This window comes from Catenuloplanes atrovinosus, from assembly GCF_031458235.1.
Taxonomy (GTDB): Bacteria; Actinomycetota; Actinomycetes; order Mycobacteriales; family Micromonosporaceae; genus Catenuloplanes; species Catenuloplanes atrovinosus.
The window spans coordinates 8,747,177-8,765,600 of sequence record NZ_JAVDYB010000001.1; the positions used below are offsets into that span (position 1 = coordinate 8,747,177).

The following is an 18,424-nucleotide window of genomic DNA, read 5'->3' on the forward strand; positions in this document are numbered from 1 at the left end:
GGATAGTCTACCTACCGATAGTAGAAAGTTCTGCTATCCATTAGCGGGGTGATGAGGATGTTCCATCAACTGCACCGTCCGTTGGCCGTCGTCTCCGGCGCCATGGTGGCGCTGGCCGTGGTCTGCGCCTTCGGGCTCTGGCTCGACGACCGCGTCCTGGTGGGCGCGCCAATCTGGCTGAAGCCGCTCAAGTTTGCTGTCTCGATCGTCATCTACGCGCTCACGCTGGCCTGGATGATCTCGCTGCTCGACGCGCGGCGGCGCCGGACCGGCTGGTGGCTGGGCACCGTGATCGCGGCCGGCCTGATCGTCGAGATGATCGCGATCGTCGGCCAGTTGCTGCGCGGCCGGCAGAGTCACTTCAACGTGGCCACCGCGTTCGACACCGCGGTCTGGGCGGTGATGGCCGCGAGCATCATGATCGTCTTCGTCGCCACGCTCGGCCTCGGCCTGGTGTTGCTGCGCCAGCGCCTCACCGACCGCCCGGCCGCGCTCGCCATCCAACTCGGCATCGGCATCGCGCTGGCCGGCATGGCCATCGGGTTCCTGATGACGTTCCCCACGCCCTCGCAGGTCGGCGCGCTCGCGGACGGCGCCGCACCCACGCTGATCGGCGCGCACGGCGTCGGCGTCGAGGACGGCGGCCCCGGCCTGCCCGTGGTCGGCTGGAGCACGGCCGGCGGCGACCTGCGCGTCGGCCACTTCATCGGCCTGCACGCGCTGCAGGCCCTGCCGCTGCTCGCGTTCGCGCTGACGCCGCTGTCGCGCCGCCGCCCGCTTCTCGCCGACCCGGCGGTACGGACCAGGCTCATCGCGACCGCCGGCGTCGGCTACGCCTGGCTCACCGGCGTGGTCACCTGGCAGGCGCTGCGCGGCCAGCCCGTCACCGCACCGGACGCGCTCACGCTCGCCGTCGCCGCGCTCGGCCTGCTCACCACGCTGACCGCCGCGACCTGGGCCGTGCGGTCCCACGCGTGCGACGCCGCCCTGCCGGTCGCCGGCGGTGTGCGGTGACCGCGCTGCTGTTCCAGCTGGCGTTCCTGCTGGCCGCGCCGTTCTGGGCGCTGATGATCCTGGCCCCGGCCTGGTCGTGGACCCGCCGGATCGTCGGCTCCCCGCTGATCGTGCTGGCCCCGCTGTCGATCTGGCCGATCGCGCTGGGCCCGGATCTTCCCGCCTTCGCCGCGGAGATGCTGTCACCCGACCTGGCCGGGGTCAGCGCTCTCCTCGCCGGTCCCGGCGTGGTCACCGCGGTCTGGGCCCACCTGATCGCCTTCGACCTCTTCATCGGCCGCTGGATCCACCTCGACTCCCGCGACCGCGCCCTGCACCCCGTCGCGATGGCCCCGATCCTCATCCTCACCATCCTGCTGTCCCCGGCCGGCCTCACGCTCTATCTCGTCATCCGCGCCGTGCGCCGGTCTCAGCCCGCCAACTCGACCCGGCGGTAGGTGGAGGCGGTGGCGGCGAGGCGCGCGTCCGCGGTGACCAGCGCGGCTTTCCGCACATGTTGGTGACCGTTGCGGCATCAACCGCGATCATGCTCAGTAGTCCCCCCGGCGCTCACGGCGGATGATGTCGGCGGCGTCCGGAGCATCCGGTCCGCCGCCGCCGGTGGACGCGAGTTCTCGCCTGATGTCGGCGATCAGCTCACGGCTGCGGCTGATCGAAGCCTGGCGGGTGATCAGGAGCAGCAGCGGCTCCTGCAGTGACTCGCCACGCTCGCGCGCCTGTCGTAACAGCGCTTCCAGCACGTCGTCAGTCGTCACGGTGGTGGCCATGTCCCGCTCCTGCACGGGTTCCAATGTCATTGGCATGCCACCAACACAATCGACCATGTCGACCCGCGCCGCCCTGTTTCCGGCAGATCCGGGTGATCAGCCGGCGGTGATGGGGACGCTGGGGGTGCCCTCGTTCCAGGAGCGGTCGAGGGCCGTGACGCAGTACGTGACGGTCGGGGCGGCCGGGGCGGAGGCGTCGATCCACTGCTGATCGGTGGCGCCGGTGGCGCGGGCGGTGGCGACCAGGGTGGCGCGGGAGCCGTCCACCCGGTAGAGGGCATAGGACGTGGGCTCGGTGCCGTCGGCGGCGCGGCCGGTGACCGTGACGGCGCCGGTCTTCGGGTCGCGGACGGCGGCGGTCACCATGGGGGCGGCCGGAGGGGTGGACGGGAGCTGGGGCATCACGGCCGGGAGCGCGGGCGTGGCGTAGTGGTCCTTGACGTACCGGGTGACCGAGCCGAGCTTGTCGGCCTTGAGCTGCTTGGCGCTGAAGTGGACGCTGCCGGTCACCTCGGGGTGCGTGCGGTTGAGCGTGAGCTGCTTGCTGAGCTGGTCCGGCTCCTTCCACGCGCCGGACTCACCGGCCCGGTAGTCGGCCTGGCCGATCCAGAGTTGCACGCCGGTGCCGGCCACGGTCTTCGTCCACCAGGGCAGCAACGCGGCGTAGTCGGCGCGCTCGAAGCCGATGTTCCAGTAGAGCTGAGGAACGATGTAGTCCAGCCAGCCCTCGCGCACCCACTTGCGGGTGTCCGCGTAGATCTCGTCGTAGGCCTGAAGGCCGCGGCTGGCCGAGCCCTCCGGGTCGGTGCTCTCGTTGCGCCAGATGCCGAACGGGCTGATCCCGAACTTGACCCACGGCTTGAGCTGCTTGATCCGCTCGGACATCTCCTTGACCAGCAGGTTCACGTTGTCGCGGCGCCAGTCGCCCTTGTCGGTGATGCCACGGTTGTGCGCGGCGAACGCGGCGTCGTCCGGGAAGTCCTCGTCGTCCTCCGGGTACGGGTAGAAGAAGTCGTCGAAGTGCACGCCGTCCACGTCGTACCGCTCGACCGCCTCCAGCATCGAGTCCTCGACGAACGCGCGCGCCTCCGGGATGCCGGGGTTGAAGTAGAACCGCCCGTTCTCGCTCGGGTAGACCACGCGCCACTCCGGGTGCGCGCGCAGCGGGTGGTTGGGCGCGAGCTGGTCGAGGTCGTCGCCGGCGCCGTTGGCCGCGGCCGGCTGGCTGCCCCGGTACGGGTTGAACCAGGCGTGGAACTCGAGGTTGCGTGCGTGCGTCTCGGCGATCATCCACTCCAGCGGGTCCCAGCCGGGGCTCTTGCCGTCGCGCTTGCCGGTCAGCCAGTCGGACCAGGGCGCGTACTCCGACGGCCAGAACGCGTCGCCGCTGGGCCGCACGTGCACGAAGACCGCGTTGTGGTTGAGCTTCTGCGCCAGGTCGAGCCAGCCCAGGTACTCCGCCTTGACCTGCGCCTCGGGCAGGCCCTTCCGGCTCGGCCAGTCGATGTTGTTGACCGAGGCGATCCACATGCCGCGCAGCTCGCGCCGCGCCGAGGTGGCCACGCCGTTGCAGGAGCCGGCCGTGGACGCGTTCGCCGTGGCCGCGCCGAACGGCTCGCGGGCCTCGGCCGCGCTGCCCGATCGATCGTCGGCCCAGCGGATCAGACCCAGCGTGGCGACCACGACGAGCACGGAGAGTCCGGCGGTCAGTCCGATGAGTAACTGGCGGCGGGTGGGCTTCGTCAGCTCGGGCACCCGAACCAGTCTGCCGATCGCCGGCGAAATCGCAAACCTTGCCACCGGTGCGGGTGCGCGCTCAGCCGCCCATGGCAGACTCTCCCCGTGATGCTCTATGACTGCCGGTCCGCAGCCGATCGTGATCGAGGCATCGCCGCCGCGGTCGAGGCAGCGAAGAACGGCGAACTGGTGGTCATGCCCACCGACACGCTCTACGGCATCGGCTGTGACGCGTTCTCGTCGGCCGCGGTGAACTCGCTGTTCAACGCGAAGGGCCGCGGCCGGACGCCCCCGCCGGTGCTGGTCGGCTCGCGCCACACGCTGAACGGGCTGGTGCTGATCCTGCCGAAGGCCGCGCGCGACCTGGCGGACGCGTTCTGGCCCGGCCCGCTGACGATCATCGTGGACCACGCGCCGAGCCTGCAGTGGGACCTCGGCGAGACGAACGGGCAGATCGCGGTGCGGCAGCCGCTGCACCCGGTGGCGCTGGAGGTGCTGCGCGAGGTCGGCCCGATGGCGGTGTCCGCGGCGAACAAGACCGGCCGCGCGGCGCCGCTGACCGCGGCCGAGGCGCAGGACCAGATGGGCTACTCGGTCCGGACCTACCTCGAGGCCGGGCCGTGCCTCGACCCGGTGCCGAGCACGATCGTGGACGTCACCGGCGACGTCCCGCGGATGCTGCGCGCGGGCGCGGTCCCGTTGGAGAAGCTGCGGGACGTGGTGCCGGACATGCTCGGCCAGGAGGACTGAATGCCGCCGTTTTCCGTGCTGCACGTCTGCATGGGCAACATCTGCCGCAGCCCGATGGCCGAGCACATGCTGAACATGGCGTTCGCCCGCCGGCTGGCCGGTGCGGACGCCATCACCGAGGAGCTGATCTACTCGCACAGCGCGGGCACCGGCGGCTGGCACGCGGGCGAGAAGATGAATCCGCCCGCGGCCCGGGAGATCAAGCGCCGCGGCGGTGACGCGTCCGCGTTCGAGGCCCGCAAGCTGCGCTCGGACCACATCGACGCGGCCGACCTGATCCTCACCGCCACCGCGGACCAGCACGAGTACGTGCTGGCGCTGCGCCCGGACGCGGCCGCGCGCACGTTCGTGCTGGCCGAGTTCGGCCGGCTGCTGGCCACGGTCGACGAGTCCGCGCTGCCCGAGCCGGGCGTGACGCCGGAGGCGGTCTACGCGCGCGGCGTCGCGCTGGTGGCCGCGGCCGACGCGGCCCGCGCCGGCGCAGAACCGCTGCCCACGGACGACCTCGATGACCCGTGGGGCCGCGGCGACGCCGCCTTCGTGCGGATCGCCGACGAGATCGAGGCGACGGTGGAGCCGCTGGCCCAGCGCCTGCTCGCCGCGTCCTGACGACCACGATCAAGAGCCATGTGGGTTTCCCGCTTCCGGCGGGGGATCAGCGTTCACTCCGGCTCAGGGGTGGGGGCAGAGGCATGCTCCCGCGAGCACCGGCCGGCCGTGGGCGGCCTCCCTGCGCGATCCGTGGCCGCAAGACCTCCCGGTCGTACCGTCGATGGGGTCATCGGGTCTGCTCCGCGCGTTTGATCACCCAGGCGCTCAGGCCGGTGGCGAGCAGGACCAGCGCGAGCAGCAGGCGTTCGGCCAGCCCCGCGTAGGGCGGGCGGGAGCTGCCGAGCAGTACCTCCGGGCCGTGTACCGCGGCGAACGCGGCGCAGGCCGCCAGCGTGGCGAACCCGACCGTGCGCAGCAGCCGCGCCCGCTGCCCGGACTTCTCCGCCACCAGCAGCGCGACCAGCGGCGGCAGCCCGACCGCCGCGGCGGCGGCGTAGCGGTGCACGACCCCGGCCGCGGTGAGCGGCGTACCCGGGAGGTTGGTGGGGAAGAACGCCACCGCGATCAGCGAGACGACCCAGACGGCCAGCAGCGCGACCAGCCGCCGGGTGCGGGGCAGGCCGCGCCGGGCGCCCGCGCAGAGCCAGACGCCGGCACCGGCCAGGCCGCAGGCGGCCAGTGCCAGCAGCACCGCGCCGGACCGGGACCGGACCGCGTCGCTGACCAGCTCGTTCACCTGATCCACGCCGCCGTGCAGCAGCAGGCCGGAGCCGGCGGTCGTGGACAGGGCCAGGCAGAGCAGCGCGTAGCGGAACCAGTCTCCGGTCACCGTGCGGCGCCCACGGGCTCCCGGCGCGGGTGGACGCGGTCGTGGCCGATCGCGTAGAGCTGCTCGAACGCGGTGATGCTGCGCGACTCGTCGTGCTGCTCGGCGACCGCGCGGGCCCGGCGGCCCATGGCGACGGCCAACTCCGGGTCGCGGAGCAGCGTGATCAGCCGGCGGGACAGCGCGCGGGTGTCGCCCGGCTCGAACAGCCAGCCGGTCTGGTCGTCGATGACCAGGTGGGGGAGCGCGGCGGCGTTCGCGCCGAGCACCGGGCGGCCGCAGGCCATCGCCTCCAGCGTGACCAGGCTCTGCAGCTCGGCGGTGCCGGGGTTGACGAACACGGTCGAGGCCGCGTACGCGGACGGCAGCTCCTCGTCCGGCACGAACCCGGCGAACCGCACGTCCTCCTCGACGCCGAGCTGCCGGGCCGCCGCGCGCAGCGCCCGCTCCTCCGCACCGGTGCCGACCAGCAGCAGCTGCGAGTCCAGCTCGCGCCGCACCACCGCGAACGCGCGGACCAGAACGTCCAGGTTCTTCTCCGCGTCGAGCCGGCCGACGAACGTGACCGTGGGCTTGTCCGCCAGCCCGTAGCGCTGACGGAAGCCGGCGCCGTCGCCGGTGTCGCGGAAGCGCGTCAGGTCGATGCCGCAGGAGATCGGCAGCACCGGCCCGGGCACGCCGGCCACGGTGGCGAGCGCGGCGGCGTACGGCGTGGGCGCGGTCACCACGTCCGCGTGGGCGAACACGCGCGCCGCGTCCCGCCACGCCCAGGCGTGCACGGTCTCCCGGCCGGCCTCACCGATCGGCAGGTAGTGCGCCAGGTTCTCCGGCATGAAGTGGTTCGTGGCGACCACGAAGATCCCGCGCTCGTGCGCGGCCGCGACCAGCGCACGGCACACCGGGAAGTGGCTCTGCACGTGCACCACGTCCGGCCGGACCTCGTCCAGGATTCGCCCGGCCGCGCGGCGCAGCCCCACCGGCAGGCAGTACCGGAAGTCGGGGCGCGTCGGGACCGGCAGCGACCGCACGCGGTGCTCGACGATCCCGGCCTCCGTGGTCCGCGTGCCGCTGCGGAGGCCGGTCGCGGGGCTGACCACGTGCACCTCGTGCCGCTCGCTCAGCGCGGACGCGAGCCGCTGGGTGAAGTACGAGGCGCCGTTGATGTGCGGGGCGTACGTGTCGGAGCCGATGAGGATGCGCACGGGACTTCTCCTTCGGGCCGGGGCCGGCGGTCCGGCGCACGTCGCGCCGGATTCATGCCGATGACTCTCGGCCGTGAAGGGGGTCCCGGTCGTCCACCGGTGGAGCTGTTCCGCATAACCCCGCGGTACGGGCTGTCGCGGCCGGTCAGGCGCGTGATCGCGGCGTCGTGCCGCCCGCGGCCGGTGCGCGACCTACCCAACACGCCCAAATAATTCGATATTTCCGGCCATATCGTGCCGGGAAGTTCCAGTAAGGGAGATCAGGTCGGGGGCATTAAGGGACCCGTGGCCGCGCCGGGCGGCCACGGGTCGGCAAGACGACTACTAGAACGATTCGATCGTCAGCGAGGTCTGCGGCTGCACCGGCGTGTGGTTGTCACTGGCCAGGTAGTCCCAGGCGGCCATGGCGATCATCGCGCCGTTGTCCGTGGACCACTTCAGCGGCGGCAGGCACAGCCGCACGCCGGCCTCCTCACAGAGCTGGGCGGCCGCGGCGCGCAGCGGCGGAGAGGCGGCCACGCCACCCACGATGACCAGCGAGGACGACGGGTACGTGGCGAGCGCGCGCCGGCACTTCGCGATCAGCACGTCCATGCAGGCGGCCACGAAGGACGCGGCCACGTCCTCGACCTTCCAGCCCTTCTCCGCCTCCAGGTAGCGCATCACCGCGGACTTCAGCCCGGAGAACGAGAAGTCCAGCCCGTGGTTGATCACCGGGCGCGGGAACGGGATGTTCGGCACGCCGGCGCCGGCCATCCGGTCCACGACCGGCCCGCCCGGGTAGCCGAGCCCGAGCATGCGCGACACCTTGTCGTAGGCCTCGCCGACCGAGTCGTCCAGCGTGTTGCCGATCAGCTTGATGTCCGACGGCCCGTTCATCCGGGCGAGCAGCGTGTGCCCGCCGGAGACCAGCAGGATCATCGCGGGGAACTCGACCCGCTGCTCCTCCAGGTCCGCACTGCGCAGGTGGCCACGCAGGTGGTTGACGCCCACGATCGGCACGCCCCAGCCCGCGGCCAGGCCGGACGCGGTGTCGAGGCCGACCATCAGCGAGCCGATCAGCCCGGGGCCGCGGGTGACGCCGATCGCCTCCAGCTCGCGCGGGTCGATGCCGGAGTCCTCGATCACCATCCGTACCGTCGGAATGATCTTGTCGATGTGGGCGCGGCTGGCCACCTCGGGGTAGACGCCGCCGTACCGGTTGTGGATGAGCACCTGGGACGCGACCGCGGACGCGACGACCTGCCCGTGCACGTCCACGAGCCCGACGGCCGTGTCGTCACAGGACGTCTCGATGCCGAGGATGAGCCCGTTCGACGTCATGACAGAACCTTCTCGATCTGGTCAGCGGGGATCTGGCCGGCGCGCTCGATCCGCGGAGCCGGCAGGTTGCAGTTCACCAGCGTCGACGGTACGGACTGGCGCGGCCCGCCGTCGAGCACGACGTCGGGCTCGCCGTCCAGCATCGCCAGGATGTCGGGCACGGTCTCCGGCGTCTCCTGCGCGTGCGCGTTCGCGCTGGTGACCAGCAGCGGGCCGGTCTCCCGGATGATCGCCAGCAGCGCCTCCTCCCTGGGGATGCGCACCGCGACCTCCTCCCGCCCGGCTAGCCACTCCGGCGCCGCGGCCGGGTCCACGCCGAACGCGATGGTGATCGGCCCGGGGGCGAACGCGTCCAGCAGCTTCCGCGCGTCCGGAGTGATCACCACGCCGAGGCCGGGCAACTGGTCCACGCCGGACACCATGATCGGCAGATTGCGCGCGGCCGGCCGGTTCTTCAGCGCGAAGATGCGCGCGGCGGCCTCGGGACGGCCGGCCGCGGCGGCGAGGCCGTAGACCGTGTCCGTCGGCACCAGCGCCACGCCGCCGGCCAGCAGGCTGTCCCGCGCGGCGGCGACGATCTCGGGCGTCACGTCGGTGACTTTCTGGAGGATCACGGAATCTCCCCGGTGAACGGCGGCGTCTGTTCGTTGATCGGGCTCACGAAGTCGGCCGGGGCCCAGTCGGCGTCCGCCGGCGGCGTGACCGTGAGCGTGTAGGTGGCGAGCGAGGACGGAACCTCGACGCCGCTGTCGGTCACGGACACGCCGGCCAGCAGCTCGCGTGCCCGGTCGCGGAACGAGCCGGCCAGGATGATCTCCGAGTGCGCCGCGCGGACCGCCTCGGCGATGTCGGACAGGGTCCCGTGCCGCATCAGCGAGGCCTTGCCGTGCTCGTAGACGGCCGCGTAGACGTTGCCCGCGCCCGCGTTGCGCAGGCAGAGCACCGGCAGGTCCGCGTCCGGCGCCGCGGCGAACGCCAGCACGCGCAGCCCGTGGACGCCCACCACCCGGCGGCCCAGGCTGAAGGCCAGGCCGTTCGCGTACGCCACACCGGCGCGCACGGAGCTGAGGTTGCCCGGGCCGAGATTCACCGCGATCAGCGCGATGTCCGCGGGTGTTCGCCCGGCGGCGGCCAGCGCGGTCTCGACCAGCCCGCCGATGCTGGTGAAGGAGGGGTCGTCGCGCCTCAGGACGGTTTCCGTGCCGTCCAGCGTGACGCCGTAGTTAATCGACGATGTCTCGATCGCCAGCGTGAGCCCCATGGGTGTCCTTCGAGATAGCGGCGTGCAGGTCGGCGAGCGCGCCGGTCCACCGGTCGCAGGTGGCGGAGAACGTGAGCGAGCGGCCGTCCGCCTCGTCCGTGGCGACGAACGAGACGGCGAGGTGGCAGGGGAACTCACCGGCGATCTTCTCGCCCCACTCGATCAGGCTGATCGCGTCCTCCTGGTACTCCTCCAGGCCGAGGTCCCGGTACTCCTCGACGTCGGCGAGCCGGTAGGTGTCCACGTGCAGGATCCGCGACTCCTTGGTCGCGTAGAACTGCGCGAGCGCGAACGTCGGGCTGGTGACCGGGTCGGTCGAGCCCAGCGCCTCGGCGACCGCCTTGACGAACGTGGTCTTGCCCGCGGCCAGGTTGCCGCTCAGCAGCACGATGTCGCCGGGCCTCAGCCGCTCGGCGAGCGCCGTGGCGATCAGCGCCGTCTGGGCCGGCGAGCCGGAGACCACACTGAATGAACGCATGTTGACACTTCCCCAAACTCTCCGCGGGCGGAAGCCCGAGGTAGGCCGACCAGCCTAGTCCGGCCGATGAGGATTGTCCCATCCGCCGGGCGGGGTTCCACCAGGTGAGCGGTCACGCGTCCCAGGTGACCGGCAGGCTCTTGACGCCGTAGATGTCCGCGGTCTCCGGGCGGAGCACGACCGACTCCGCCGGCCCGGCCAGGCGCAGCGTCGGAAAGCGGCCGAGCAGCGCGGCGAACGCGACGCTCAGCTCCACCCGGGCCAGCTGCTGGCCCAGGCACTGGTGGGCGCCGTGCCCGAACGCGAGATGCGCGGCGCGCGGCCGGGCCAGGTCGAGCGCGTGCGGATCGGTGAAGCGGTCCGGGTCGCGGTTGGCCGTGTGGTACGACAGCACCACGGTGGTGCCGGCCTCGATCGTGTGCCCGCCCAGCTCGACGTCCTCCAGCGCGGTCCGCATGAACGTCTTGGCCACGCTCAGGTAGCGCAGCAGTTCCTCCACCGCACCGTCGGTGCCCGTGGGGTCGGCGCGCAGCGCGGCAAGCTGATCCGGGTTGCTCAGCAGCGCGAACGTGCCCAGCGCCAGCACGTTCGCGGTGGTGTCGAAGCCGGCCGCGAGCAGCAGCAGCGCGATGCCCTGCAGCTCCTCGTCGGTCAGGTCGCTGCCGGTGAGGTCGCTGAGCACGTCGTCGGTCGGGTGCGCGCGCTTCGCGGCGACCAGCTCCGCCAGGTAGCGCTGGGTGGCGGTGTAGGCCGCGATCAGCTCCTCGTCGCTCACCTCACCGCCCATGAAGGTGTCGATCTGCTCCTGGAAGCGGCCCCGGTCCTCGTACGGCACGCCCAGCAGCTCACAGATCACCATCGACGGGATCGGCCGGGCGAACGCGGGCACCAGGTCGACCGGCGGGCCCTGCCGCTCCATGGCGTCCAGGCAGCCGGCCGTGATCTCGGCGACGCGCTCGGCGAGCAGCCGCATCCGCCGTACCGTGAACCGGCCCTGGAGGTGCCGGCGGTACCGCCCGTGCTCCGGCTCGTCCATCAGCAGGAACTCGCCCGGCGGGGCCGGCGGGATGTCGAAGTCGCCCACGTTCAGCAGCTCCTTGCGCGAGCTGAACCGCGGGTCGGCCAGCACGGACCGGACCAGGTCGAACCCGGTGACCAGCCAGCCGGGGCGACCGCCCAGGTGGGTGACGCGGCTGATCGGGCCGTGCGCGCGCGCCTCCAGCAGCTCGGCCGGCGGGTCGAACGGGCAGCCCGGCGTGCGGGCGACCGGCATGGCGGCGACGTGGTGAACGGATTCCCCCATGACAATTCCTCATCTCGTTCGGGTGTCACCGAAAGCTACGTTGCACCGGGGAATCAGGTCAATTATCTGAATCGTGTATGTGCAGCTCATGGCCGATATATTGGTGCAATGGCGGGGCATTCGAATGCAACGGCGTGTTGCAATGAATGGTGCTGAAAGCAATACTGTTCGGCATGCCAGGAGGACGGTTGACGCACCAGGATCGGCGGCGGATAGCGGCCGGGCTCGCGGGCCGGCTCACGTACGCCGAGATCGCCCGGCAGCTCGCCCGGCCGACCTCGACCATCAGCCGGGAGATCGCGCGCAACGGTGGCCCCGGCGGATACGAGCCGGAGCGGGCGCACCGTGCGACGGCGCGGCGGGCGCGGCGTGGCGGGCCGGTGTCCGCCCCCGTCTCCTCGGCCGCGACGGTCGACGCCGCGCAGGAGAAGATCATCGAGCTGGCGGTGCGGTCCGGGCTGCCGAGGACCATCGCGCGCGTCCACATGGACCTGCTGATGTCCGAGACCGGCACGCGCACCGCGGCCGAACTGTCCCGCCGGCTCGAGATCAGCCCCGCGTCCGTCTCCGCGTCCGTGAACTTCCTGATCGACACCGGGTACGTACGGCGCGAGCGCGACCCCCGCCGTCGCCGCGACCGCTACGTGGTCGACGATCAGGCCTGGTACCACGCCGTCGTGATCAGCTCCCGGCAGACGCTGGAGACCGCCCGCGCCGCCCTGGCCGCCGCGGCCACCATCGCCCCCGACGACCCGGTCGGCCGCCGCCTCTCCAAGGCCGGCACCTTCCTGGAACGCGTCATGCTCGACTCCATCGAATCCGCCGACCGCTCCCGCTCCCTACTCACCTGAGCCGGACGCCTCCACCTCACTTTGTGAGCCGCAGGCACGTTATCCGGCGCGAATTACGTGCCTGCGGCTCACAAAGTGAGCGTGGTGATCGACTTGCGTCGGCGATATGACGATATTTCGGGCGCGGAGCGCCCGGACTGTCCTCCGTGCGGACCCGGCCTCGCCGCGGAAATCCGGTGCGCGCTATTGGGATCGGGATTCGCGCGTTGTTGGAGCCGCGGTTCGCGCGTTGCCGGGGTCGCGGTTCGCGCGTTGCCGGGGTCGCGGCTGATCGCGGCTGATCGGCGCCGGGATTTTTCGGCCGGCGGCGATTGATCGCTTCACTTTGTGAGGCGTAGGCACGTTATTCGGCGTGAATTACGTGCCTGTGGCTCACAAAGTGGGCGTGGTGATCAACTGACGTCGGCGATATGGCGATATTTCGGGCGCTGAGCGCCCGGGCCGCCTTCGTGCGGAGCTGGTCGCGCCGCAAGGGTCGCGATTCGCGCGTTGCCGGGGGCGCGAATGGTCGCGTGGCTGGATGGCGCTGCGGTCTTTCCGCTGGCCGCGATTGATCGCTTCACTTTGTGAGGCGTAGGCACGTAATTCGGCGTGGATTACGTGCCTGTGGCTCACAAAGTGGGCGTGGTGATCGACTTGCGTCGGTGATATGGCGATATTTCGGGCGCTGAGCGCCCGGACTGCCGTAGTGCGGAACCGGCCTTCCGCAAGCCTGTTCTTCGTGTGCTGGCCTCCGTTGCCAACCCGCATGAGGGCGGCCGTGCCGCCGCCCCGAGCGACGTTTCCAGCGACGGCACGTTACGCGCACCACGCCACTCAACCGGCGACCGCCGCGCGCCTCCTCGGCCACGCCGGAAATCGGTTCGGACGCCCGCGTGGTGCAGCCGGCCACGCCGGGATGAGCTCCGACGCCGCGTGCTTGCCCGGCCACGCCGGGATCGGCTCCGACGCCGCGTGCTTGCCCGGCCACGCCGGGATCGGCTCCGACGTCGCGTGCTTGCCCGGCCACGCCGGGATCGGCTCCGACGTCGCGTGCTTGCCCGGCCACGCCGAGATCGGCTCCGACGTCGCGTGCTTGCCCGGCCACGCCGGGATGGGCTCCGACGCCGCGTGTTTTGTGGCCCGCCGTGTCGGGACGGGTCCGACGCCGCGTGCTGTGGGCCGCCGTGTCGGGATCGGCCCGGACGCCGCATGGTTGGTCGGGCCGCGCCGGGATCGGTTCAAGCGCTGTGCGCTTTCCCGGCCGGGCCGGGAGCGGGTCCGGGGGAGGGGAGGGCGGAGCGGGCGATGTTGCGGGCCATGCCGCCGAAGATGATGGCGTGGAAGGGGAAGACGGCGGCCCAGTAGGCGTGGCCGGCCAGGCCGTGGGGGAGGAAGACGGCGCGCTGGCGGTAGGTGGCGGTGCTGTCGGGGGCGGGGTCGGCGTACATCTCGAGCCAGGCGCGGCCGGGGAGGCGCATCTCGGCGCGGAGGCGGAGCATGCGGCCGGGGACGATCTCCTCGACGCGCCAGAAGTCGAGGGCCTCGCCGACGTAGAGGCGGTGCGGGTCACGGCGGCCGCGGCGGAGGCCGACGCCGCCGGAGAGCGTGTCCAGCCAGCCGCGGGCGGACCAGGCGAGGGGGAACGAGTACCAGCCGTGTTCGCCGCCGATGCCCTCGATGACGCGCCAGAGCGCGTCGGACGGGGCGTTCACGGGCTGGGAGCGTACGTCCGTGTAGACGCTGCCGCCGGACCAGACCGGGTCGGTGGGCAGCGGCTCGGCGGAGGCGTCCCGGCCGGCGGCGGACGTCCAGCGGGTCTCCACCTGTACGTCGCGGAGCTTGCGCAGCGCCAGCCGGACCGCCTCGTCGAACGGGGTCGGCTCCCACGGGGCGGTGTAGGCGGCGATGTCGTTCTCGTGCGCTACGGCCTCGTGGATGAGGCTCTCCACCAGGGGGCGGGCGATCGCGTTCGGTACCGGCGTGACCAGGCCGACCCAGTGCGAGGAGAGTGACGGGGTGAGCGCGCGGACCGGCAGGAGCACGCGGCGGCGGAGTCCGGCCACGGCCGCGTACCGCTGCATCATCTCGGCGTAGGTGAGCACGTCCGGTCCGGCGATGTCGAAGCCGCGGTTGACCTCGAGCGGCAGGGTCGCGGCCTCGATCAGGCGGCGCAGCACGTCCCGTACCGCGATGGGCTGGATCCGGTTGTTCACCCAGCGCGGCGTGACCATGACCGGCAGCCGCTCGGTCAGGTAGCGGAGCATCTCGAACGACGCGGAGCCGGAGCCGATGATCACCGGGGCGCGGAGCACGGCCGTGGGTACGCCGCTGTCCAGCAGGATCCGGCCGACCTCGGCGCGGGAGCGCAGGTGCGCGGAGTGCTCGCGGCCTTCGGGCTCGGGGCCGCCGAGGTAGACGATCCGGGTGACGCCGGCCCGGCGGGCGGCCTCGGCGAAGTTGCGGGCGCCGATCCGGTCCGCCTCCTCGAAGCCGCGCCGGCCCAGCGAGTGGATCAGGTAGTAGGCGACGTCGACGCCGTCCAGCGCGGCGGTCAGCGTGTCCGGGCGGCTGACGTCGCCCTCGGCGATCTCCACCTGGCCGGCCCACGGCACGTCGCGCAGCCGGCCGGCGTTGCGGGCGAGGCATCGCACCCGGAATCCGGCCTGGACCAGGCGCGGCGCCAGGCGCCCGCCGATGTATCCGGTGGCGCCGGTGACCAGGCAGAGCGCGTTCTCTCGCATGGAGACCATGATTGCCCCGAAAACCGACCCCAAACAGCCATAGACTCGGGTGGCCGACCTGGTGCCGTGAGCGAGCTTGCGAGTGAACCATCGGCTCAGCGCCGACCGCACGGATACCGCAGCCTGCAGGGGAGCGGGGCATGAGCGAGCTTGCGAGTGAACCATCGGCTCAGCGCCGACCGCACGGATACCGCAGCCTGCAGGGGAGCGGGGCATGAGCGAGACGTTTTGGGGCCCGGATTTCGATGCCCTGCACGAGACCGATCCCGAGCTCGCCGAGGTGCTGCTCACCGACCTGCACCGGTTGCGGGACGGGCTGCAGTTGATAGCCAGCGAGAATTTGACCTCGCCGGCGGTGCTCGCCGCGATGGGGTCGACGTTGAGCAACAAGTACGCGGAGGGCTATCCGGGGCACCGGTACTACGGCGGGTGCGGGCCGGCGGACCGGGCCGAGGAGCTGGCGGTGCACCGGGCGCGGGCGTTGTTCGGCGCGGATCACGTGAACGTGCAGCCGCACTCCGGCGCGTCGGCGATCATGGCGGCCTACGCGGCGCTGGTGCAGCCGGGGGACACCGTGCTGGCGATGGATCTGCCGCTCGGCGGCCACCTGACCCACGGCAGCAAGGTCAACTTCTCCGGCAAGTGGTTCAATCCCATCGGGTACGGGCTGCGCCGCGACACCGAGCTGATCGACTATGACGAGGTGCGCGACCTGGCCCGCGCGTACCGGCCCCAGATGATCATTTGCGGCGCCACGGCGTACCCCCGGTGCATCGACTTCCGGGTCTTCCGCGAGATCGCGGACGAGGTCGGCGCCTATCTGATGGTGGACGCCGCGCACTTCATCGGGCTGGTCGCCGGGAAGGCGATGCCGTCGCCGGTGCCGTACGCGGACGTGGTCTGCGCGACCACGCACAAGGTGCTGCGCGGCCCGCGCGGCGGCATGATCCTCTGCCGCGACGGCCTGGCCAGCCGGATCGACAAGGCGGTCTTCCCGTTCACCCAGGGCGGCCCGCTCATGCACGCGGTCGCGGCCAAGGCCGTCGCGTTCCGCGAGGCCCAGCAACCCGGATTCCAGGGGTACGCCGCGCGGGTGGTCGCCAACGCGCGGGCGCTCGCCGCCGGCCTGGCCGCCGAGGGCGCGCGGTGCGTGACCGGCGGCACCGACACGCACCTCGCGGTCGCCGACCTCTCCCCGCTCGGCGTCACCGGCCGGGACGCGGAGGAGCGCTGCGACCTGGCCCGGATCACGCTCAACAAGAACGCGATCCCGTACGACGACCAGAAGCCCACGGTGGCGTCCGGCATCCGGGTCGGCACCGCCTGCATCACCACGCAGGGGATGGACGAGGGCACCTCACGGGAGGTCGCGGCGCTGATCGCCCGCGCCGTGCGCGCCGACCCGGGCACCGCGGCCGGGCTCGCCGCCCTGCACGAGGTGGCCGACGAGGTCACCGCGCTGGTCCGCCGGTTCCCCGCTTACGCCAGGCCGGCCGCCACGGTCTGATCGGCGCTCCACCCGGCGGCTGGTCCACAGGCTGGTCGCGGTCACCGTGGCCAGCACCAGCACGATCACGGCGAGCGAGAGCGTGGTCGGCACCTCCGGCACCCAGGACCAGCTGCCGTGCGCCCAGTGCAGGACCAGCTTCACGCCGATGAACGCGAGGATGACGCCGAGCCCGTAGTTCAGGTGCCGCAGCCGGCCCAGCGCGTCGTGCAGCACGAAGTAGAGCGCGCGCAGGCCGAGCAGCGCGAACGCGTTCGTGGCGAGCACCAGGTACGGGTCCTCGGTCACGCCGTACACGGCCGGCACGGAGTCGACCGCGAACACGATGTCGGTCATGAAGATCGCGGTCACCACCAGCGCGGCCGGGGTCAGCGCGCGCCGCCCGTCCACCCGGGTGACCAGCTTGAAGCCGTCGTAGTCCTTGGTCACCGGCAGCCAGCGGCGCAGCATCCGCACCGTGCGCATGTCGTCGACGTCGATCGTCGCCTCCGGGCCCTGGCCGGCCTCGCGCAGCACCCGGACCGCGGTCCAGACCAGCACCGCGCCGAACAGCAGGAAGACGCACGTGCCGGTGGCCAGCGCGCCGGCGCCGAGCGCGATGAAGACCGCGCGCAGCAGCAGCGCGCCGACGATGCCGTAGAGCAGCACCCGCTGGCTGAGCGCGGGCGGCACCGCGAACGAGGCCAGCAGCAGCATGAAGACGAACAGGTTGTCGACCGACAGGGACTTCTCCACCACGAAGCCGGTCAGGAACTCGATCGCGGGCGTGCCGCCGTACACCCACCAGAGGAAGCCGAAGAAGACGAACGGCAGCGCGAGATAGAACGCGGTCCAGCGGAGCGCCTCGCCCATCGCCACCTCGTGCGGGCGGCGGGTCAGCCAGACGTCCACGGCGAGCAGGGCCAGCAGTCCGATGATGGTGGCGGCCCAGAGGCCGGGGGACGCGATCGAGTCGAGAGCGTGCACGGCAACTCCTCGAACGTTCACCGTCCGAGGTCTCCCCCACCCGATGCACGTGGGTGGCCCGCCGGGGACCCTGTCGGAGGATCCGTACTGACCGGCGTGCGCTTCTCGGGGTACTCCCCTCGCTGCGTCGATGGTAGCCGTTTCGACCGGCCTGAATGGTAACCAGATCGCGCGATATTGGTTACTCTCGGTGGAGAGGTCGATCGGAGGTGGCAATGATGCTGCTCGACGTTCTGGTGGCCGTGTTTCTGCTGCTCTGCATGGGCATAAGCTGTGCCGCGCTCTCGTCCGGGCACGGCGTCCGCCGTCGTCACCGCTAGGTGCCGGTATTCTCGCCGGCTGAGGTCGCTGCCGAGGCTGGGGAGACGATGATCGTTCGGTTGGGTCACATCGTGTGGCCGCTGGCCGCCACCGCGGTGCTGACCGTGGTGCTCGCCGTGGCCGGCCTGGCGGTCGACGGCCGTGCGGGCCTGCTCGGTGCGCTGCTCGGCGTCGCGCTGATGGCGGGCGGCTATCTCCTGTCCAATCTGGCGGTCGCGTGGGCCGACTCGGTCATGCCGAAACTGGTGCTGACCGTCGGCCTGGCCACCTACATATTCAAGATCACGCTGCTCGGCACGGTGCTGCTCGTCGTGGTGGACCGGGACTGGGCCGGCGTGCGGATGACCGCGGTCGGCATGGTGTGCGCCCTGGTGATCTGGATATCGGCGCAGGTCTGGTCCTCGATGCGCGCTCCGGTCGTACCTCCTCCGGTGGTGTCCGACTAGGTCCTTCAGGTGACCGTTGTCGGAAATCAGCGAGTCCTCTCCCGGTGGCGGACGACGGGGAGTACGGTGTCACACGATGAGCCGGACCCCCGAGAGGACCGCACAACTGTGTTGTGTGGGGGGTGAGTCCTAGCCTCCTGCCAGCGGCTGATATCGTCGCCGCGTCATGGCCGATGACCCTTCACCCCAAGCTCCTGAGCCCAACTCGGGGGCCGATGCCGGTTGGTCGGCAGTCGGTTACCTGTTGGGCGGCATGATCGTCTGGGGTGGCGCGGGCTGGTTGCTGGACCGGTGGCTCGGCCTGCCGAACGTGGGGCTGCTGATCGGGCTGATCGGCGGCACCGTGGCAGGGGTTTATCTGATCGTGAAGAGGCTGGGCGCGTGAACGGCCCCGACC

General features: G+C 71.7%; 18 protein-coding genes and 1 pseudogene. 8 read left to right on the forward strand and 11 right to left on the reverse strand.

From position 1 onward, the window contains the following. Positions 1 to 57 precede the first annotated feature (57 nt). Together J2S41_RS39115 and J2S41_RS39120 are read left to right on the forward strand one after the other, a co-directional pair. The gene (locus J2S41_RS39115) at positions 58 to 1,014 is read left to right on the forward strand and encodes a hypothetical protein (protein ID WP_310375972.1); all 957 of its coding nucleotides are present in this window, start codon (positions 58 to 60) and stop codon (positions 1,012 to 1,014) included. After that, on the forward strand, positions 1,011 to 1,451 hold the full coding sequence (locus J2S41_RS39120; protein ID WP_310375973.1) for an ABA4-like family protein: 441 nt from the start codon (positions 1,011 to 1,013) through the stop codon (positions 1,449 to 1,451). The genes J2S41_RS39115 and J2S41_RS39120 overlap by 4 nt, the downstream gene beginning before the upstream one ends. A gap of 93 nt (positions 1,452 to 1,544) precedes the next feature. Here the strand turns inward: J2S41_RS39120 and J2S41_RS39125 are convergent, their stop codons facing one another. After that, positions 1,545 to 1,781, reverse strand: a complete 237-nt coding sequence (locus tag J2S41_RS39125) for a hypothetical protein (protein ID WP_310375975.1) — start codon at positions 1,779 to 1,781, stop codon at positions 1,545 to 1,547. A 96-nt stretch (positions 1,782 to 1,877) separates the two neighbouring features. After that, complete coding sequence (locus J2S41_RS39130; RefSeq protein ID WP_310375976.1) at positions 1,878 to 3,536, reverse strand: glycoside hydrolase family 10-like protein; 1,659 nt, start codon at positions 3,534 to 3,536, stop codon at positions 1,878 to 1,880. A gap of 90 nt (positions 3,537 to 3,626) precedes the next feature. Here J2S41_RS39130 and J2S41_RS39135 point away from each other — a divergent pair, with 90 nt between their 5' ends. Continuing rightward, a complete protein-coding gene (locus J2S41_RS39135; RefSeq protein ID WP_310376869.1) occupies positions 3,627 to 4,268 on the forward strand; it encodes an L-threonylcarbamoyladenylate synthase in 642 nt (213 codons plus the stop codon). Then, on the forward strand, positions 4,269 to 4,877 hold the full coding sequence (locus J2S41_RS39140; RefSeq protein ID WP_310375978.1) for an arsenate reductase/protein-tyrosine-phosphatase family protein: 609 nt from the start codon (positions 4,269 to 4,271) through the stop codon (positions 4,875 to 4,877). A 169-nt stretch (positions 4,878 to 5,046) separates the two neighbouring features. Here J2S41_RS39140 and J2S41_RS39145 read toward each other — a convergent pair whose 3' ends face one another. The 7 genes from J2S41_RS39145 to J2S41_RS39175 form a co-directional block, all read right to left on the reverse strand. Continuing rightward, entirely contained in the window at positions 5,047 to 5,649 is a 603-nt protein-coding gene (locus tag J2S41_RS39145) for a DUF998 domain-containing protein (protein WP_310375980.1), read from the reverse strand. Then, positions 5,646 to 6,848, reverse strand: a complete 1,203-nt coding sequence (locus tag J2S41_RS39150; protein ID WP_310375982.1) for a glycosyltransferase — start codon at positions 6,846 to 6,848, stop codon at positions 5,646 to 5,648. Before J2S41_RS39150 ends, J2S41_RS39145 begins: the two co-directional genes overlap by 4 nt. 324 nt (positions 6,849 to 7,172) lie before the next feature. Further along, positions 7,173 to 8,171: a tRNA (adenosine(37)-N6)-threonylcarbamoyltransferase complex transferase subunit TsaD gene (gene tsaD / locus J2S41_RS39155; RefSeq protein WP_310375985.1), complete on the reverse strand. Its 999-nt coding sequence runs from the start codon at positions 8,169 to 8,171 to the stop codon at positions 7,173 to 7,175. Continuing rightward, positions 8,168 to 8,785 carry an L-threonylcarbamoyladenylate synthase gene (locus J2S41_RS39160; RefSeq protein ID WP_310375987.1) on the reverse strand — a complete coding sequence of 206 codons (618 nt, stop codon included), beginning with the start codon at positions 8,783 to 8,785 and terminating at the stop codon, positions 8,168 to 8,170. The genes tsaD and J2S41_RS39160 overlap by 4 nt, the downstream gene beginning before the upstream one ends. Beyond that, a complete protein-coding gene (gene tsaB / locus J2S41_RS39165) occupies positions 8,782 to 9,432 on the reverse strand; it encodes a tRNA (adenosine(37)-N6)-threonylcarbamoyltransferase complex dimerization subunit type 1 TsaB (RefSeq protein WP_310375989.1) in 651 nt (216 codons plus the stop codon). The genes J2S41_RS39160 and tsaB overlap by 4 nt, the downstream gene beginning before the upstream one ends. Beyond that, on the reverse strand, positions 9,395 to 9,910 hold the full coding sequence (gene tsaE / locus J2S41_RS39170) for a tRNA (adenosine(37)-N6)-threonylcarbamoyltransferase complex ATPase subunit type 1 TsaE (protein ID WP_310375999.1): 516 nt from the start codon (positions 9,908 to 9,910) through the stop codon (positions 9,395 to 9,397). The genes tsaB and tsaE overlap by 38 nt, the downstream gene beginning before the upstream one ends. A gap of 112 nt (positions 9,911 to 10,022) precedes the next feature. After that, positions 10,023 to 11,213, reverse strand: coding sequence for a cytochrome P450 (locus J2S41_RS39175; protein WP_310376000.1), 1,191 nt, complete (start codon positions 11,211 to 11,213; stop codon positions 10,023 to 10,025). A gap of 188 nt (positions 11,214 to 11,401) precedes the next feature. Here J2S41_RS39175 and J2S41_RS39180 point away from each other — a divergent pair, with 188 nt between their 5' ends. Next, positions 11,402 to 12,064: a MarR family transcriptional regulator gene (locus tag J2S41_RS39180; protein WP_310376001.1), complete on the forward strand. Its 663-nt coding sequence runs from the start codon at positions 11,402 to 11,404 to the stop codon at positions 12,062 to 12,064. Positions 12,065 to 13,284: 1,220 nt separating this feature from the next. Here J2S41_RS39180 and J2S41_RS39185 read toward each other — a convergent pair. Beyond that, positions 13,285 to 14,787 (reverse strand): SDR family oxidoreductase, encoded by a 1,503-nt coding sequence (locus J2S41_RS39185; protein ID WP_310376002.1) that lies wholly within the window; start codon positions 14,785 to 14,787, stop codon positions 13,285 to 13,287. 214 nt (positions 14,788 to 15,001) lie between these two features. Here J2S41_RS39185 and glyA point away from each other — a divergent pair. Beyond that, positions 15,002 to 16,210, forward strand: a pseudogene (gene glyA, locus J2S41_RS39190) (serine hydroxymethyltransferase); the annotation flags it as partial. Here the strand turns inward: glyA and J2S41_RS39195 are convergent. Continuing rightward, complete coding sequence (locus J2S41_RS39195) at positions 16,145 to 17,260, reverse strand: TerC/Alx family metal homeostasis membrane protein (protein WP_310376003.1); 1,116 nt, start codon at positions 17,258 to 17,260, stop codon at positions 16,145 to 16,147. The pseudogene glyA and the gene J2S41_RS39195 sit on opposite strands and share 66 nt — an antisense overlap. A gap of 380 nt (positions 17,261 to 17,640) precedes the next feature. On the opposite strand from J2S41_RS39195, the gene J2S41_RS39200 reads away from it, so the two are divergent. Both J2S41_RS39200 and J2S41_RS39205 read left to right on the forward strand, forming a co-directional pair. Further along, on the forward strand, positions 17,641 to 18,027 hold the full coding sequence (locus tag J2S41_RS39200; protein ID WP_310376004.1) for a Cg1360 family ATP-synthase-associated protein: 387 nt from the start codon (positions 17,641 to 17,643) through the stop codon (positions 18,025 to 18,027). Between the two features lie 166 nt (positions 18,028 to 18,193). Beyond that, positions 18,194 to 18,412: an AtpZ/AtpI family protein gene (locus tag J2S41_RS39205; protein WP_310376005.1), complete on the forward strand. Its 219-nt coding sequence runs from the start codon at positions 18,194 to 18,196 to the stop codon at positions 18,410 to 18,412. The last annotated feature ends 12 nt before the right edge of the window (positions 18,413 to 18,424 follow it).

What these genes read in the sequence shown, in the direction of transcription:
- J2S41_RS39135 (WP_310376869.1), top strand. Translation starts at nt 3,627, where the DNA reads ATGCTCTATGACTGCCGGTCCGCAGCCGATCGTGATCGAGGCATCGCC.
- tsaD (WP_310375985.1), bottom strand. Translation starts at nt 8,171, where the DNA reads ATGACGTCGAACGGGCTCATCCTCGGCATCGAGACGTCCTGTGACGAC.
- J2S41_RS39125 (WP_310375975.1), bottom strand. Translation starts at nt 1,781, where the DNA reads ATGGCCACCACCGTGACGACTGACGACGTGCTGGAAGCGCTGTTACGA.
- tsaB (WP_310375989.1), bottom strand. Translation starts at nt 9,432, where the DNA reads ATGGGGCTCACGCTGGCGATCGAGACATCGTCGATTAACTACGGCGTC.
- J2S41_RS39185 (WP_310376002.1), bottom strand. Translation starts at nt 14,787, where the DNA reads ATGCGAGAGAACGCGCTCTGCCTGGTCACCGGCGCCACCGGATACATC.
- tsaE (WP_310375999.1), bottom strand. Translation starts at nt 9,910, where the DNA reads ATGCGTTCATTCAGTGTGGTCTCCGGCTCGCCGGCCCAGACGGCGCTG.
- J2S41_RS39205 (WP_310376005.1), top strand. Translation starts at nt 18,194, where the DNA reads ATGGCCGATGACCCTTCACCCCAAGCTCCTGAGCCCAACTCGGGGGCC.
- J2S41_RS39175 (WP_310376000.1), bottom strand. Translation starts at nt 11,213, where the DNA reads ATGGGGGAATCCGTTCACCACGTCGCCGCCATGCCGGTCGCCCGCACG.
- J2S41_RS39140 (WP_310375978.1), top strand. Translation starts at nt 4,269, where the DNA reads ATGCCGCCGTTTTCCGTGCTGCACGTCTGCATGGGCAACATCTGCCGC.
- J2S41_RS39115 (WP_310375972.1), top strand. Translation starts at nt 58, where the DNA reads ATGTTCCATCAACTGCACCGTCCGTTGGCCGTCGTCTCCGGCGCCATG.